Genomic DNA, 15,859 nt, shown 5'->3' with positions numbered 1-15,859 from the left:
CCGCCCGGAGGCCCGGCGCCGGTCCGCCGGACCGGCCCCGGGCCTCCCCTGCGAGCGTCCACCGCACGCGTCAGACGGCCGCCAGGGCGGACGTCGGCGGGATCCGCGCTGCGCGTGCCGCCGGGTAGAGCCCGGAGACCCCGCCGATCACGACCGTGGCGCCGAGCCCGCCGACGACGGCCCACACCGGCAGTGCGACCGGCCAGCCCTGCGTGACGGCGAAGACGACCGTCACCGCGACGCCGAGCACGGCGCCGGCGAGCCCGCCGAGGAACGACAGCAGCAACGACTCGACCAGGAACTGGTCGCGGATGCTCCGACGACGTGCGCCGAGCGCCCGACGGACGCCGACCTCGGCACGGCGCTCCAGGACGGTGATCACCATCGTGTTCGCCACACCGATCCCGCCGACGAGCAGCGCGACGCCGCCGATGCCGACGAGCAGCCCGGTGAACGAGTCGTCCGTTGCGTTCTTCGCTGCGAGCGCGTCGGACGGTCTCGTGACCCCCACCTGCTGCGGTGCCCCCGGGCGGATCGCGCCGGCGAGGATGTCCCGGGCCTCGGCCACCCGGGTCGGGTCGACGCGGGTGTACACCGCGGTCGGTGCGCCGTCGAAGCCGAGCTGTCCGGCGAGTCCCCGCGGGACGAAGACCTGGCGGTCCAGGTCAGCGGCCAGCTCGACGGGCTCGAGGACCCCGACGACCTGCACCCACTGCCCGCCGATCCACACGCGGGTGTCGGCGCGGACGCGGTCGACCCCGAGCGACCGCGCGGCCTCGGCGCCGAGGACCACCTGCGGTGCCGCGCCGTGCGCGTCGTCGATCCAGCGTCCGGACGCGAGTCCGCCGCCGAGCACCCCGGGCACGTCACCCCAGGCGGCGAACACCCCGATGCCCTTCGTCTCCGGTGCGGGGACGTGGTCGTTCCGGTACACCGTGGCATCCGGCACCGTCCCGACCGCCGCCGCGGACTCGACCTCCCGTTGCCGCTGGGCCGATCCGAGGGCGGTGGTCGGCAGGGGTTCGGGTGCACCGAACCCCTGCGCCTGGGTGACCGTCAGCACGTTCGTGCCGAGCGCGTCGAGCACCTGGTCGAGCTTCGCCTTGCTCGACGACGAGATCCCCACGACCGCGATCATCGCTGCGATGCCGATCGCGATGCCGAGCGCCGACAGCACGACGCGGCCCGGGCGGGTCCGCAGGCCGAAGACCCCGAGCCGGAGCAGGTCCGCGGGACTGACGCTCCCCCGGGCCCTCATCGGTCCTCCCGGATCGCCGCGGCGAGTGCAACCGCACCTGCGGCCGCACCGGCCCCGTCGTCCTGCGAGACGAGACCGTCCCGCATCCGCACCTGCCGTGGCAAGGAGGCGGCGAGCTCCAGGTCGTGCGTGATCACGAGCACGGTGGTCCCCCCGTCGTTGAGCTCGCGGAGCAGGGCGAGGACCGCCGCGCCCGAGGCGGTGTCGAGCGCCCCGGTCGGCTCGTCCGCCAACAGGATCGTCGGGCCGCCGACGATCGCCCTGGCGATGGCGACGCGCTGCTTCTCGCCGCCGGACAGCTCGTGCGGGCGGTGGTCCACACGGCGCCCGAGGCCGACCCGGCCGAGCGCGTCGACCGCCAGACGGTGCCGCTCCCGACGGGGGACGCCCGCGTAGAGCACCCCGTCCGCGACGTTCTCGGCGGCGGTGGCCCCCGTCTGCAGGTGGAAGTGCTGGAAGACGAACCCGATGTGGTCGGCTCGCAGGCGTGACAGCTCGTCGTCCGACATCGTCGCGACGTCGTTGCCGGCGATCGTGACGGTGCCCGACGTGGGTCGGTCGAGGGTCCCCACGATGTTGAGCATCGTGGACTTGCCGGAACCCGACGGCCCGACGACCGCGACGAACTCGCCGGCGACGACCTCGAGCGACACGCCGCGCAGCGCGTGGACGTCCCCGTACGTCTTGACGACGTCACGCAACGCCAGGACCGCGCCGCTCATCCGGGCACCACCACCCGGTCGCCGGCCTCGACGTCCCCGGTGACCGCGATCCTGCCGTCCGCGGAGAACCCGGGGCGCACCGGGACGCGTTCCGTCGTGCCGTCGGGGCGGACCACGTCGACGGCGTACCGGCCGCCGTCCCGGGCGACCAACGCCGTGACCGGGACGGACAGGACACCACGCTCGGTGGTGCCCTTCGCGTCGATCTGGGCCGACGCCGCCGTCGGGAGCTTCCGCTTCCCTGCATCGAACGACACCGAGACCTGCACCTTGGTCGCGCCGTCGTCGCCCGTGACCGGTTCGACGTCCGTCACCCTGCCGGCCATCCGTCCACCGGCGCCGTTGACCCGGACGTCGACCCGCGTGCCGACCGCGAGCCGCTCGGCATCGCGCTGGGACACGGTCGCCGACACGATGCGCCTCGGACTCGTCACCTGCAGGACGTCGCCGCCGACGGTGCCTGCTCCACCGCCGTCGGCAGCACCCGGGTCGTCACCGCCGGCAGCTCCGAGCCCGGCGGCCCCGGTCGCCCCGCCGCCCGCGCCCGTCGGCTGGCCGAGCCGCCCGCCGACCGAGGCCACCCGGACCGGACCGTCCACGAACGCGATGTCGGACGCGGTCAGCACACCGTCCCCCTCGCGGTCCCGGTCCTGCTGCCACTGCCGGACCGCCCGTTCCGTGCGCGGACCGAACTCGTCGTCGACGGACACGTCGTACCCCAGGGCGGCCAGGTTCTCGTTGAGCTGCCGGACGTCGGCACCGCTGCGGCCGCGTGCCAGGTCGCGCCACAGCGGCACCGCGCCGTACAGCGCCCGGACGGGCTGCTCGTCGACCGCGTACAACGCCCCGTCGCGCTCGATCACGTCGCCGGGGTGCGGCAACCAGGTGATCGTGCCGGGTGCCGCGCCGGGGATCCCGACCGGCGTCCCGTACCCGAGCGCGCCCGCGAAGACCTTCGAGTCCGTCAGGTCACCCCTCGTCACCGGCGCCGTCGTGTCGGGCCGAGCGGTGCCGGACCGGGGACCGGAGGTCGCCGAGGCCGAGTCGCCCGCACGGACACCGACGATCGCCCAGGTCCCTGCGCCCGCTCCGAGCACGGCGACCAGGCAGATCCCGGCCACCAGTGCGCGACGCCGCGTCGGGCGGCTCACTCCCCCGCTCCGACCACGTCCGAGCCGAAGGCCCGCTCGTTGCAGGTCTTCGCGACCTCCTCGAACGCGGCCTCGTCGTCGGGCCGGTAGGACCGCATGCCGGCCTCGTCGTCGGGGTAGTCCGAGAACCCCTCCTCCCGGATGCACGCCGCAGCCTCGCGGAGCTTGTCGTCGAGGCCCTCCATCGGCTTCGCCTGCACGCCGTCCCCGGCGCCCTCCCCGTCACCGATGCACGTCCCGAGGTCCGCCGTGTACTGGTCCGGGTCGACCCCGTCCGGCACCTGCACCTGGGCGCCACCGTTCCCCGCGGTCGGGTCCGGCATGTCGTAGCCCTTGTCGCGCATGCACTCCGCCAGGTCGTTGCCCTTCGCGTCGACGGCGCTCGAGCCGGCGGCGTCGGTGTCCGAGGTGGTCGGTGAGCACCCGGCGAGGAACCCCGGCAGCAACACGGCTGCGGCGGCCAGAGCGACCAGGGAGCGGGAGCCGCGGACGGTCCCGGAGGGCTTGCGTGTCGTCGTCTGCTTCATCATGCATCCAGCACACCGCCCCGGCTGTTTCGGACCGCGGGTACATCGGGTTGCACCGGCGAAACACCGATCCGCACCACGAGGCCGCCACCCGGTCGCGCCCGCACCGACAGCCGCCACCCGTGCGCCTGCACGATGGCCGCCACGATGGACAGTCCGAGCCCGCTGTGCCGCCGGGCGGTGGGCGTCGGGTCGCGCCGCCAGAAGGGCTCGACCAGGCAGGGAGCCTCGTCGTCGGGCACGACCGGCCCCGAGTTCTCCACGACGACGCCGTCGGACGACGTGGTCACCCGGACGAACCCGCCGGGTCCGTTGTACTCGACGGCGTTCCCGACGAGGTTGACGACCGCCTGCCGCACGAGCGTCGGCTCGCCGTCGACGACCATGCCGGGAGGCCCGTCGAGCGTCTCGTGGGTGAGCGTCACCCCGGCGTCGGTCGCGTCACCCGCCATCGCCGCGACCACCGCGGCGGTCACCTCGTCGACGTGGACGGGCCGGGTCGCTCCGGCGAGCCCGCGATCGGCCTCGGCCAGCACGAGCAAGGACTCGACCAGGTGCTCCGTCCGGCGGTTCTGCTCGAGCAGCTCGTCCCGGACGGTCAGGACCTCGTCGGGGGCTGCGTCGACGGTCAACCCGACCTGCACCGCTGCACGCTGGACGGCGAGCGGGGTGCGGAGCTCGTGCGAGGCCTGCGCGACGAAGCGCCGCTGGCTGGCGAAGGCGGCCTCCAGCCGGTCGAGCAGGTCGTCGACGGTCCGGGACAGTCGCCGGAGCTCGTCGTCGGGGCCGTCGAGGGCGATGCGTTCGTGCAGGTTGGACGCCGAGATCCGGTTCGCGGTCGCAGTGATCCGGTCGATCGGGTGGAGCATCCGTCGGCTGAGCACCCACCCGATGCCGCCCGCCGCGACCCCGGCGACCGCGACGCCGATCGCCGACCACTGCCACTGCTGCACGGCGACGAGCTGGACCACCGCGACCGAGGGCGTCCCCGCAGCACCGCCGTCGACCCGGGCCCGCGTCGCCGGCGTGAAGTCCGGCGTCGGGACCGCCGTCCGGAAGGCTGCGGTGTCGAGTCCGGCGCCGACGCCGGCCAGGGACATCACGTTGCTGAAGACCACCACGCCCGCGGCCAACGCCATCGCCGCGAGTGCGAAGGTCACCGCCGTGCGCGTCCGGATGCTCCACGTCCGGGGTCGGCGGGTCACAGCGCGTACCCCTGCCCCGGCACCGTGCGGATCGGGTCCGGGTCGCCGAGCTTCCTCCGGAGCTTCGACATCGTCACCCGCACCGCGGCGGTGAACGGGTCGATGTTCATGTCCCAGACCTTCTCGAGCAGCTCCTCGGCCGCCACGATCCGACCGTCCGCGCGCAGCAGCTCCTCGAGCACGCCGAGCTCCTTGGACGTCAGGTCCAGGGGCCGCCCCTGCCTGGTGGCCATCCGCCGGTTGGTGTCCACGACGATCCCCGAGCGCTCGAGTACGGGCGCGACCGGGGCGACACTGCGTCGACCGAGCGCACGGACGCGGGCCACGAGTTCGGGGAACTCGAACGGCTTCGTCAGGTAGTCGTCGGCTCCGAGCTCCAGGCCGTTCACCCGATCGGTCAGGGACGTCGCCGCGGTCAGCATGAGGATCCTGGTGAGGCTCCCCCTCGATGCCAGCCGCCGGGCGACCTCGTCGCCGTGCAGTCCGGGGACGTCCCGGTCGAGCACGACGACGTCGTAGTCGTTGACGCCGAGCAGTTCGTCGGCGTCGTCGCCACGGTAGGTGACGTCGACAGCCATGTCCTGCCGGGTCAGCCCCTTCGCGACGAGGTCGGCGAGGGCCCCTTCATCGTCCACCACGAGTACACGCATCCGTACATTGCACGTGATGTTCCAGTGGACGGGCTGGGAGCAGCCGCGCTCGGACTACGCGTCGAACGGCACCTCGCCGTGGTCGCTGACGCCCGCGCGCTGCCGGTAGGACAGGTGTCCGCCCAGGTACCCACCGACACTGACGACGGCGAGTCCCGCGAGACCGAGCACCTTGCCCGCTCCGTGGTTGCCCCGCTTCCGCTCCAGCCAGGACAGCCCGTACAGCGACAGCCCCGCCCAGTTCACGGCCTGGTGCACCCACCCCGTCCGGAGCTGCTCGCGGTCCAGTTCGGACCAGTCGACGTACCCGGCGACCGATGCGCTGCCGGCCGACACCACCCCGACGCCGACGAGGGTCTTCGCGGCCTTCGCGTTGCCCTTCCCGCCGAGCAGGTCGAGCACCGCTGCTGAGATCCAGGCGCCGAGCGGCACCTGCACCATGAGCGGGTGGATCGGGTGACCGAACGGCACGCCGTGCAGCAGCTGGCGCAGGGCCTTCGGCTTGGCCAGGGCGTTCACGACGGCACGGTCGATGTCGACGGCTTTGTCGAGCACGCTCGCGTGCTCGACGGCGTCGGTGAGGCGGCGGATCGCGCGGATCTCAGGCATGCCGTGGACGGTAGACGAACGGCCCGTCACCGGTCCCAGGAACCGGTCCCAGGACCCGGCGACGGGCCTCCCGTCCGTCTCGGTGGACTACTCCTCGACGATCTCGGCGAGCTCGAACGGCTCGACCGTCAGGCCGTCGCCATCGGCGGCGACGTCCACCCGGACGGTGTCACCGTCGCGGACGTCACCGGACAGGATGGCGCGGGCCAACCGGTCGTCGATCTGCCGCTGCATCAGGCGACGCAGGGGCCGCGCGCCGTACAGCGGGTCGTACCCGCGCTCCGCCAGCCAGCCGCGTGCCTCGGGGGTGACGGCGAGCTCGAGCCGGCGATCGGTCAGGCGGCGGGCCAGCCGGTCGACGTAGAGCGACACGATCTGGCCGAGGTCGTCGGCCGTCAGGGCCTGGAACACCACGATGTCGTCGAGACGGTTGATGAACTCCGGCCGGAACGCCTGCTGCACGAGCTCACGGACCGCTTCTTCCCGCTGCGCGTCGCTCAGGGACAGGTCGGTCATGAACTGCGACCCCAGGTTCGACGTCAGCACGAGGATCGTGTTCCGGAAGTCGACCGTGCGGCCCTGGCCGTCGGTCAGTCGCCCGTCGTCGAGGACCTGGAGCAGCACGTCGAACACCTCGGGGTGTGCCTTCTCGATCTCGTCGAGCAGGATCACCGAGTACGGGCGGCGGCGGACCGCCTCGGTGAGCTGTCCACCGGCCTCGTACCCGACGTACCCGGGCGGGGCACCGATCAGGCGGGCCACGGAGTGCTTCTCGCCGTACTCGCTCATGTCGATCCGGACGAGGGCCTTCTCGTCGTCGAACAGGAACTCGGCGAGGGCCTTGGCCAGCTCGGTCTTGCCGACACCCGTCGGGCCGAGGAACAGGAACGAACCGGTCGGACGGTCCGGGTCGGAGATGCCGGCGCGGGTGCGACGCACGGCCTCGGACACGGTGGTCACGGCCGTGCGCTGCCCGATGATCCGGCGGCCGAGCTCGCTCTCGAGGTGCAGGAGCTTCTCGGTCTCACCCTGCAGCAGCCGGCCGAGCGGGATGCCCGTCCACTGCGCGATGACCGCGGCGATGTCCTCGTCGGTGACGCTGTCGTTCACCATCCGGTCGGCGCTCTCGGCCTGTTCGGCGGCGGCGAGCTCGGCCTCGATGCGGGGCTTCTCGCCGTACTCGAGCCGGGAGACGAGTTCGTAGTCGGCCTCGCGCTGGGCTCGCTGCGACCGCATGTTCAGGTCGTCGAGCCGCTGCTTGAGCTCACCGATGCGGTTCAGGCTCGCACGCTCGGCCTGCCAGCGCTGCTCGAGCTCGGCCAGCCGTTCCTCGCGCGTGTGCAGCTCGTTGCGCAGGGTCTCGAGGCGGGCCTTCGAGGCGTCGTCCTTCTCCTGCTTGAGCGCGAACTCCTCGACCCGCAGACGGTCGACGTTCCGCTTCAGCTCGTCGATCTCGACCGGGCTGGAGTCGATCTCCATGCGCAGCCGGCTCGCAGCCTCGTCGATCAGGTCGATGGCCTTGTCGGGCAGCTGTCGCCCGGAGATGTACCGGTTCGACAGGCTCGCGGCCGCGACGAGGGCGGAGTCGTTGATCGTCACCTTGTGGTGCGCCTCGTAGCGTTCCTTGAGTCCGCGCAGGATCGCCACGGCGTCCTCGACGCTCGGCTCACCCACGTAGACCTGCTGGAAGCGTCGCTCGAGCGCGGCGTCCTTCTCGATGTACTCGCGGTACTCGTCGAGGGTCGTCGCGCCGATGAGCCGGAGCTCACCGCGGGCGAGCATCGGCTTGAGCATGTTCGAGGCCGCCACCGACCCCTCGCCGCCGCCGGCACCCATCAGGGTGTGCAGCTCGTCGATGAACGTGATGACCTGCCCTTCGGAGTCGTTGATCTCCTTGAGCACGGACTTGAGCCGCTCCTCGAACTCGCCGCGGTACTTGGCGCCGGCGATGAGGGCGGAGATGTCGAGCGAGATCAGCCGCTTGTCCTTGAGGGAGTCGGCGACGTCGCCGGCGACGATGCGCTGCGCGAGTCCCTCGACGACGGCGGTCTTGCCGACGCCGGGCTCGCCGATGAGCACGGGGTTGTTCTTGGTGCGGCGCGTGAGCACCTGGGAGACGCGCCGGATCTCGGAGTCGCGTCCGATCACGGGGTCGAGCTTGCCGCTGCGCGCGATCGCCGTGAGGTCGATGCCGTACTGCTCGAGGGCGGTCTTCTGTCGTTCTTGGGAGTCAGGAGCGCCCTGGAGGTTCGCCATGCGTTCCGTCCTTTCGTTGCGGTGGTCCTGGAGTTGAGTCTACTCCACTCAACTTAGGTGCGCTCGACGGTATTCCGGATCCCGACGGCGCAGACGACGGCACCCGCCAGCAGCAGGAGCGCCATCACCACCATGGCCCGGTGCAGCCCGTCGACGCTCACCTCACCGCCGAGCACCACGCCGGCCAGTGCCACCGTGACGAGTCCGGCGATGCGCGCGACCGCGTTGTTCACGGCCGAACCGGACCCGGCCTCGGACTGCGGCACCGACCCGAGCACCGCGCTCGTCAGGGGCGTGACCATCAGGGCGATGCCCACGCCGATCAGCACCAGCCCCGGGAACACCGACCACCAGTACCCGGTCGGATCGTCGCCGGCGAGCAGCAGCAGGAGCGCCCCGACCGCGCCCACCGCCGGCCCGGCGGCCATGAACCACCGCGGGCCGAACCGACCCGCCGCGGACCCGACGGCGGTGGAGAGGGCGAGCAGCATGATCGTCGGCGGCAGCGTCGCGAGGCCGGCGAGCCAGGCCGGGAACCGCCACACCTCCTGCAGGAACAGCGTGACGACGAAGAAGACCATGCCGAGCGCCCCGTAGATGGACAGGGTCGCGAGGTTCCCGACCGTGAAGTTCCGCGCCCGGAACAACTCGAGCGGCACGAGCGGCGAACCCGTCGTCCGCGTCACCCGCAGTTCCCACGGCACGAACGCCACGAGTGCGGCGGCACCGAGCACGAGCGCGCCGACCACCACGGGCGCACCCCACCCCAGCCGCTCCTGTTCGATGAGGCCCAGCACGACCCCGCCGACACCCACCACGGCGAGCACGGCCCCGACGACGTCGACGCGCGGGCGGAAGGCGGGGTGCACGTCGCCGGTGATGCGCAGGACCAGCGGGATCGTCACGGCGATCGGCACCGCGGTGAGCACGAAGACCCACCGCCACCCGATGCCGTCCACCACGAGCCCGCCGACCACGGGGCCGAGGATCGTGGCCGCACTCGACCACGCCGTCCACGTGCCGATGGCCTTCGCCTGCGCCGCCCCGCGGAACGCCGCGACGATGAGGGCGAGCGCGCTCGGCATGACGAGCGCCCCGCCGACGCCCTGCAGCGCCCGGGCGACGATGAGCACCTCGCCGGTGGGGGCGATCGCGCACACCACGGACGCGATCCCGAAGACCACGAGTCCCCACGTGATGATCCGGACCCGGCCGAACAGGTCGGACAGGCTGCCGGCGACCAGGATGAGCGAGCCGAGCGTGACCAGGTACGCGTCGACGACCCACTGCTGCACGACGAGTCCACCGCCGAGCTCCTGCCGGATCGCGGGGAGTGCGACGTTCACGACGCTCGAGTCGAGCCCGACGACGAACGACGCCAGGATCGCCACCACCAGCACGATCCGCCGGTCGTCCCGGAGGGGCGCGACCCCGTGCGGCGCGGGGACGGGAGCGGGAACGGTCATGTGCTCATCCTGCGGCACGGGGGACCCCGCGGTCGATCCCGCACGACGAAGCCCCCGCGACCGGTGTGGTCGCGGGGGCTGCCGACAGGACGGGGCTGGGTGTCCTAGTTCTGGGAGTAGTGGCGGGAGTCCGCGTTCGGCTGCACCGACGGCTCCGGGTTGACGACCGGCTGCACCGGCGCCGCCGGCCCGGCGGTCGTGTTCTGCACGGTACCGTCCGCGCCCTTGGCCTTCTTCTCGTCGTCCGACATCTCCTTCTTGAAGATGTTGATCGACTGGCCGAGGCCCTTGGCGAGCGCCGGGAGCTTCGTCGCGCCGAACAGCAGGATGACGATCCCGAGGATGATCAGCAGGTGAAGGCCGGTCAGGTTTCCGAGCATCATGACTCCTTGATCTGGAACTGGTCGCCATCCGGTGATCGTCGTCGACCCACGCGGCGGAAGTCCGTGTGCCCCCATCGTAACTCCCCCGCCCCTGGATGCCCAGGCCGGCCCCCGGAACGGACACCGTTCGCACAGGGAAGCACCCCGGTCACCCGAGCACGCGGTCGATGCTCCACAGCACGGGCGCCTCGCGGAGCGCCGGGATGTCTGCCTCGGTCACACCGCCGAGCCGGAACACCACACGCTCGCCGGGTAGCAGCGTCATGAACCCGCGGTCGACCGTTCCACCGACGGCGACCCGGTCCGGCTGCACCAGCAGGTCGCGGACGAGCGAGTCGGCCTCGACGGTCAGGTCCAGGCCACCGTCGACCACCGCGAACGAGGTCCGGTAGCGCGCCGGCTCCCACCGCATCGCGGCGTCGGGACCGGGGGTCCAGACCGCGCGGCGCCAGTCCATGTCGGCGACGATGAGCTCGTTGGCCGGGTCGTCGACGACACCGACCGACTCGGGCAGGGCGACGACCGCGACGCCCGCGGACGACAGCCGGACCGGCAGTGACACCTCGGCCAGGATCGTGCCGGCCGTGGTGATCCGGCGCACCCGCACCACGCTGTCGTGCCCGGTGCGGGTCGACCGGACGGCCACCTCGACGGGCGAGGACCCGAAGGCGCCGGGCGAGACCCCCAGCGAGAGCGTGTCCGCGAGCTCGCCCAGGTCGGCCGTCTCACCGACCGTCGCCGATGCACCCGGGTGATCCGGGCCTCCAGTCCGCTCCGCACCCGGCGTCACCGGGACCGACGACACCGGACGGATCGTCAGCAGCACGTCGTCGTACAGGCGGCGGAGTTCGTGCGCGAGCGGCTTCAGCCGCCCCGCCGAGTCGATCGCCGACCACGACGACACCGGCCACAGGTCGTTCAGCTGCCACACCACGACACCCGTGTTGCGCGGCCAGTGCGTGCGCCAGTGCTCGATGCCGGTCGCGATCGCCCGCGCCTGCTGCAGCTGCGTCAGGTAGTGCCACGCGTCGAACGCGGCCGGGTCGACCGCGCCGAAGCGCGGCTCCAGCCCGCGGGCCAGCTTGGCCATCCCGTCGGCCGCCTTCTGGTGGTGGACCACACCGGGCGAGTCGACCCGCAGCGGCGCGTCCGTGACCGCGTCGCGCAGCGTGCGCCAGGCGGGCGGCGCCTGCCAGCCGAACTCCGACACGAAGCGCGGCACCGACTCGCGGTAGGCCGTGTCGGGCAGCCGGTTCCAGACGTCCCACGAGTGGTGCGTCTCGTGGTCGACCTCGTTCGCGGGCAGCGACTCGGAGCCGGACCACGGCGACGCGACCGTGTAGAACCGCGACGGGTCGACGGCGTCGACGATGGTCGGCAGCAGGTCGAGGTAGTAGTCGAGTCCCCAGCCCCGATCGCCCAGCTCCGCACCCCAGCCGTCGGCGTCGTGCAACCAGATGTTCTCGTTGTTGCCGTTCCAGACCACCAGCGAGGGGTGGCGGGCGAGGCGGGCGACGTTGTCCCGCGCCTCGGCGATGACCTCGCTGCGGATCGGCTCGACCTCGGGGTAGGCCGAGCACGCGAAGGGGAAGTCCTGCCAGACCAGGAGACCGAGTTCGTCGCAGACCTCGTAGAAGTCGCGCGATTCGTACACTCCGCCGCCCCAGACGCGCACGAGGTTCGTGCCGAGGGATGCCGCGGCACCCAGCCGGGACTCCAGTCGCGCGCGGTCGACGCGCGAGACGATGACGTCGTCGGGGATCCAGTTGACGCCCCGGACGTCGATGAGCGTGCCGTTGACGTGCACGGCGAAGGGGCGGCCGATGCCGTCGACCTGGGTCTCGATGCGGGTCGACCGGAACCCGGTGCGGAACGTGTCGCGGTCGAGCACCTCGCCGTCGACGGTCTGCAGCTCGACCACGACGTCGTACTGCGGCTGCGCGCCGTAGCCACGTGGCCACCAGCGCCGCGCCTCGGGGACGCGCACGGTGACGACCGTCTCGTCGTCCTTCGGGGTCAGCTGCGCGCGGGACCGCTGGCGCGTGGTGCCGCCGTCCTCGGTCTCGCCGCTGACGGTGACGACGAGCACGAGGTCGTCGTCCTCGCCGTCCTGGTCCAGGTCGTTCATGCCCGAGCGCTCGACGGTGATGTGCGCGTCGAGCACGCCCTCACCGGCCTCGACGTCGACGAGCGGGCGGACCTCGCGCAGGCGCGCGGTCGACCACCGCTCGATCGCGACCGGCCGCCACGGACCGCTCGTGACCGCCGTCAGACCCCAGTCCCAGCCGAAGTTCGACGCCATCTTGCGGACGTACGGGAACGGCTCGTCGTAGGGACCGGGCATGCTGCCGGCCTTCGCGGCGACCCGGCCGGCCTCGCGGTAGGGCGACTCGAACAGGATCTCGAGGTCCTTCGTGGTGCCGCCGGAGCCCGTCTGCACACGGGCGTCGAACCGGTACCGGCGGTGCATGTTGCGGGTCGTGCCCACGACGACGCCGTCCAGGCTGAGCTCCGCGACCGTGTCCAGACCGTCGCAGACCAGGTCGACGCGCTCGTGACCCCGCGGGTCGACGTCGACCGTTCGGCGGTAGGCCCAGTCGGCGCGGCCGACCCACTTCGCGGCCTGCTCGTTCAGGTGGAACGTCGGGTCCGGCAGCAGGCCCTCCCGCTCCAGGTCGGTGTGCACCTGGCCCGGCACCGTCGCCGGGATGGTGCGGCCCGCGACACCGTCCGGCGCGCCGGTTCCTCCGGCCATCGTCACGGTCCAGTCGTCGCGGAGTTCCTCGCGTTCGAGGGTCATGCGGGTCCTTCTCTTCGGCGGCAGGGTTTCCGTCAGCCTCGGTCGGTGCCCCCGGCCGGCGTCCGACCCGCGGCCGGTTCCCACGGCCTGGAGGCGCGGCACCGGTTGCCCGGGCGTCGTCACGTCGCGCGCACGAACGGGTTGCGCTCGCGCGAGGGGTGCTCGGCGATGCTAGTACGGGATGCTTTCGGCAACCTAGGTGGTGACAGGGGCGGGTCGCGCGGGCAGGGTGGGAACGTGATCACCGTCGAACTCGCCAGGTCCCTCCGTGACGCCGGCCTCCGCTGGCACCCCGAGACCGGGGACAGGTTCGTGATCGACAAGCCCGGCATCGACGACGACGTCTACACGGTGTCCGAGATGACCGTCGAACGGCACGACTCCCCCACCGGCACGATCCTCGGCTTCAACGGCACCACCGAGTGGGCGCTCGACTCGGTCACCGCCACCGAGTCGCTCTGGCTGCCCCGTGAGGACCAGCTGCGCGAACTGCTCGGGCCGTCGTTCGTCGGGCTGACCCGTGTGCAGGTCGGCGGTCGGGTGGTCTTCACCGTGACGGCGACGATCGGCGGCACCGACCGCAGCTTCGCGTCCGAGGTGCCGGCGATCGCCTACGGACAGGCGCTGCAGGCGTACATCACGGCGGCGCTCGCGTGACGCGAGACTGAACGTTCCCGGAAGGCGCGCTGAGGGACGTTTGGTTGCATGGAGTCATGACCGTTCCGAACATCACCCTGAACGACGGCAAGACCATCCCGCAGCTCGGCTTCGGTGTCTTCCAGATCGACCCCTCCGAGACGAAGGCCGCCACCCTGGCCGCGCTCGAGGTCGGCTACCGCCACATCGACACCGCCGAGATGTACGGCAACGAGAAGGAGGTCGGCGAGGCGATCGCCGAGTCCGGCATCGACCGTTCCGAGATCTTCGTCACCTCCAAGCTGAACAACGGCTTCCACGCCCCCGAGGCTGCGCTGGAGAACGGCAAGAAGTCGGCCGACCTGCTCGGCGGCTACACCGACCTGTTCCTCATCCACTGGCCGCTCCCCACCGTCTCGGACTTCGTCCCGACGTGGAAGGCCCTCGAAGCGCTGTACCACGACGGCACCGCCCGCTCGATCGGCGTCTCCAACTTCCAGGCGCACCACCTGCACCGCCTGCGTGCCGAGACCGACGTCCCGCCGTCGGTGAACCAAATCGAGGTGCACCCGTACCTCGTGCAGGACGAGCTCCGCGCCGTCAACCGCGAACTCGGCATCGCCACCGAGGCATGGTCCCCGATCGCGCAGGGCCTGGTCCTGGACGACGAGACGATCACCCGCATCGCGGGCTCGGTCGGCAAGTCCCCGGCACAGGTCGTCCTCCGCTGGCACATCCAGCGCGGCGACATCGTGTTCCCGAAGTCGGTCACCCGTGCCCGGGTCGAGGAGAACTTCGCGATCTTCGACTTCGAGCTCTCCGACGAGGACATGACCGACATCTCGGGCCTCGACAAGGGCCACCGCACCGGTCCGGACCCCGACACGTTCGACTACGTGCCGGCCTGATCGGTCCCGGCACCGCGCCACACGACGAGAGCCGCCCGGGGTCACCCCGGGCGGCTCTCGTCGTCACCGGGAGGTCGCGACCGACGCCGTGACGGTGAACTTCGCGGTCCGCACGACCTGTCGCGTCGGACCCACGAGTCGTTCCAGCACGGGTCGGTACCGCAGGTGGGAGTTCCAGACGCACCACAGTTCCCCGCCGGCCTGGAGGATCGTGGCCGCGTTCCGGAACATGGCTTCGGCAGCGTCGGTGGTCACCGTCGTGTCGGCGTGGAAGGGCGGGTTGCACAGCACCAGCTGGGCGGAACCGCTCCCGAGCTCGTCCCCCGCGTCGGTCTGCACCACGGTCACCCGGTCGCCCACCCCGTTCGCCTCCGCCGTCGCCCGCGTCGACTCGACGGCGATCCGCGACACGTCGGTCGCGACCACCCGGACCGCGGGCCGCCGGAGGGCGACGGCCGCGGCGATCACGCCGTTGCCGCTGCCCAGGTCGACGACGGTCCGGGCACTCGGTACCGCGGCGTCGACCTCGTCGAGCAGGACCCGCGTGCCCTGGTCGAGCGAGGTGCCAGCGAACACGCCGCCGTGGGCGACCAGGGTCATGCCGAGGTCGTCGACGTGCACCGACCTGGGCCACGGGTTCGTGACCGCAGCACGGTTCGCCTGAGCACGCAGCGGGTCCTGCGCGATGAGCAGGCGCGACTTGCCGCGGCCACGCGACGCGGTGACCTCGCCGAACGACCGACGCAGCACGTCGTTCTGCGACACGTGCATGTACTTCACGTTGCCGCCGCACAGCAGGACGACGTCGGGCGCCGCGAACCGGGCGACGGCTCGGGCGATCTCGTCCAGACGGTCGTGCGACTTCGACAGCCGCAGCACGACGAGCCGGACGTCGCGGAAGGCGTCCTCGAGCGTGTCCGGGTGGTGGAAGCCGCGCAGCCCGAACGTCCCGGCGTTCGCCTCGAGCGCCCGTTGGCCGACGAGCGAGTCCTGCACGACCCGGAGGTTCGACGCGCCGTACTGCGTGATGAGCCCGAGGGTCAGGACGCCGTGACGGTCGTCGACGACCGCCACCTCTCCGGGCTGCCGGAGCGCGTCGCCGTGCACGTGCGGGGCCTCGTCGATGAGGAACCGGTCGGTGCCGTCGATCGCGATGAGGTCCGGGGCGGAGTCGTCGCGGCGGCGGAAGAGGTCGGCGAAGTCGGGCACCGCGTCAGCGTATCCGGGCGTCGCTGCGTCGTGGGCATCGCACTCGGCATGTTCACCGCGTGGGTATACGACATGTCAA

The 15,859-nt window shown here is 72.0% G+C and carries 14 protein-coding genes; 2 read left to right on the top strand and 12 right to left on the bottom strand.

What is annotated here, in order from left to right; genetic code table 11:
• Nucleotides 1–70: 70 nt before the first annotated feature.
• From H7A73_RS02960 to H7A73_RS02910, 11 genes are all read right to left on the bottom strand, one after another.
• Nucleotides 71–1,258, bottom strand: a complete 1,188-nt coding sequence (locus H7A73_RS02960; RefSeq protein ID WP_182064597.1) for an ABC transporter permease — start codon at nt 1,256–1,258, stop codon at nt 71–73.
• Nucleotides 1,255–1,980 carry an ABC transporter ATP-binding protein gene (locus tag H7A73_RS02955; protein ID WP_182064596.1) on the bottom strand — a complete coding sequence of 242 codons (726 nt, stop codon included), beginning with the start codon at nt 1,978–1,980 and terminating at the stop codon, nt 1,255–1,257. Before H7A73_RS02955 ends, H7A73_RS02960 begins: the two co-directional genes overlap by 4 nt.
• Entirely contained in the window at nt 1,977–3,131 is a 1,155-nt protein-coding gene (locus H7A73_RS02950) for a peptidoglycan-binding protein (RefSeq protein ID WP_182064595.1), read from the bottom strand. Before H7A73_RS02950 ends, H7A73_RS02955 begins: the two co-directional genes overlap by 4 nt.
• Nucleotides 3,128–3,661 carry a hypothetical protein gene (locus H7A73_RS02945; protein WP_182064594.1) on the bottom strand — a complete coding sequence of 178 codons (534 nt, stop codon included), beginning with the start codon at nt 3,659–3,661 and terminating at the stop codon, nt 3,128–3,130. The genes H7A73_RS02950 and H7A73_RS02945 overlap by 4 nt, the downstream gene beginning before the upstream one ends.
• A complete protein-coding gene (locus H7A73_RS02940) occupies nt 3,658–4,818 on the bottom strand; it encodes a sensor histidine kinase (RefSeq protein ID WP_182064593.1) in 1,161 nt (386 codons plus the stop codon). The genes H7A73_RS02945 and H7A73_RS02940 overlap by 4 nt, the downstream gene beginning before the upstream one ends.
• 41 nt (nt 4,819–4,859) lie before the next feature.
• On the bottom strand, nt 4,860–5,513 hold the full coding sequence (locus tag H7A73_RS02935) for a response regulator transcription factor (protein ID WP_182064592.1): 654 nt from the start codon (nt 5,511–5,513) through the stop codon (nt 4,860–4,862).
• Nucleotides 5,514–5,567: 54 nt separating this feature from the next.
• Entirely contained in the window at nt 5,568–6,122 is a 555-nt protein-coding gene (locus H7A73_RS02930; protein WP_182064591.1) for a DUF2231 domain-containing protein, read from the bottom strand.
• An 87-nt stretch (nt 6,123–6,209) separates the two neighbouring features.
• On the bottom strand, nt 6,210–8,378 hold the full coding sequence (locus H7A73_RS02925) for an ATP-dependent Clp protease ATP-binding subunit (RefSeq protein ID WP_182064590.1): 2,169 nt from the start codon (nt 8,376–8,378) through the stop codon (nt 6,210–6,212).
• Between the two features lie 53 nt (nt 8,379–8,431).
• Nucleotides 8,432–9,844 (bottom strand): MFS transporter, encoded by a 1,413-nt coding sequence (locus tag H7A73_RS02920; protein ID WP_182064589.1) that lies wholly within the window; start codon nt 9,842–9,844, stop codon nt 8,432–8,434.
• Nucleotides 9,845–9,948: 104 nt separating this feature from the next.
• A complete protein-coding gene (gene tatA / locus H7A73_RS02915) occupies nt 9,949–10,224 on the bottom strand; it encodes a twin-arginine translocase TatA/TatE family subunit (protein WP_182064710.1) in 276 nt (91 codons plus the stop codon).
• Nucleotides 10,225–10,375: 151 nt separating this feature from the next.
• Nucleotides 10,376–13,027, bottom strand: a complete 2,652-nt coding sequence (locus H7A73_RS02910) for a glycoside hydrolase family 2 protein (RefSeq protein WP_209132991.1) — start codon at nt 13,025–13,027, stop codon at nt 10,376–10,378.
• Nucleotides 13,028–13,264: 237 nt separating this feature from the next.
• Between H7A73_RS02910 and H7A73_RS02905 the strand changes: the two genes are divergently transcribed.
• Nucleotides 13,265–13,684: a pilus assembly protein CpaE gene (locus H7A73_RS02905; protein ID WP_182064588.1), complete on the top strand. Its 420-nt coding sequence runs from the start codon at nt 13,265–13,267 to the stop codon at nt 13,682–13,684.
• A 56-nt stretch (nt 13,685–13,740) separates the two neighbouring features.
• Nucleotides 13,741–14,571: an aldo/keto reductase gene (locus H7A73_RS02900; protein WP_182064587.1), complete on the top strand. Its 831-nt coding sequence runs from the start codon at nt 13,741–13,743 to the stop codon at nt 14,569–14,571.
• Nucleotides 14,572–14,634: 63 nt separating this feature from the next.
• On the opposite strand, the gene H7A73_RS02895 is transcribed toward H7A73_RS02900, so the two are convergent.
• A complete protein-coding gene (locus tag H7A73_RS02895; RefSeq protein WP_182064586.1) occupies nt 14,635–15,780 on the bottom strand; it encodes a class I SAM-dependent methyltransferase in 1,146 nt (381 codons plus the stop codon).
• Between the last annotated feature and the right edge of the window lie 79 nt (nt 15,781–15,859).

This window comes from Curtobacterium sp. ME12, from assembly GCF_903970855.1.
Taxonomy (GTDB): Bacteria; Actinomycetota; Actinomycetes; order Actinomycetales; family Microbacteriaceae; genus Curtobacterium; species Curtobacterium poinsettiae_A.
This window is presented reverse-complemented; position numbering and strand designations above follow the sequence as displayed.